Origin of the sequence: Sphingomonas sp. 10B4 (assembly GCF_035019905.1) — a bacterium.
GTDB lineage: Bacteria > Pseudomonadota > Alphaproteobacteria > Sphingomonadales > Sphingomonadaceae > Sphingomonas > Sphingomonas glacialis.
Map to the genome: position 1 here is coordinate 1 of NZ_JASJVC010000247.1, position 302 is coordinate 302.

At 53.0% G+C, this 302-nt stretch carries 1 protein-coding gene; it reads right to left on the reverse strand.

The genetic code is table 11. The features are described from left to right. The coding region (locus tag QN347_RS19680) for a type 4 pilus major pilin (protein ID WP_323494377.1) at positions 1–302 on the reverse strand (302 nt) is incomplete at both ends.

Here is a 302-nt window from a genome sequence, read left to right on the forward strand (position 1 = left end):
TGCCAGGGTCATGCACGCATCTCCTGGTATGCCGTTCTCGGTGAGGATGAAAGTCATGCCACCCGAAGTGACTGTGACCGTTCCGTTCCAGGCGTTGTAGAGAGTGGTGCCGGAAACACTCATGTTTGGCAGGCCTTTACTGGTCTGGAGCTGCGTGACCAGGCTCGTACCTGAAGTACCGTATCCATTACTGCCTTTAAGCTTCCTCGTGTTGGCAATCAGTTGACCGATATTCGATTGTTCGTTACTTACATCGGAGCTGGAAAGCAGCGAACCGCCGTTATAGATGGCATAGCCGATGC